At 68.8% G+C, this 234-nt stretch carries 1 protein-coding gene; it reads left to right on the top strand.

Features of this window, described 5'->3' with window-relative positions:
• A partial coding sequence (locus tag SB754_RS23075) for a PD-(D/E)XK nuclease family protein (RefSeq protein WP_410784576.1) occupies positions 1–234 on the top strand: 234 nt, incomplete at both ends.

Below are 234 nucleotides of genomic sequence, written 5' to 3'. Positions count from 1 at the left end.
CCGGAGGGCGGCGCCGACGCCATGCGCGCCGTCGTGGACGAGCGCTGGGGGGAGCTCGACTTTGAGACGCCGTGGATCGCCGAGAAGGAACGTCGCCGCATCGACGAGTACATCGAACGGCTCGCCACCTATCTGACCCAGGTCAGGGCTCAGGGCGGGCGCGTGATCGCGTCGGAGGCGCCGTTCCGATTCGCAGTGTCGGTGACCGACGGATCCATCGTCGCGGTCGATGAC

This window comes from Leifsonia sp. SIMBA_070, assembly GCF_046534635.1.
Taxonomy (GTDB): domain Bacteria; phylum Actinomycetota; class Actinomycetes; order Actinomycetales; family Microbacteriaceae; genus Leifsonia.
This window is presented reverse-complemented; position numbering and strand designations above follow the sequence as displayed.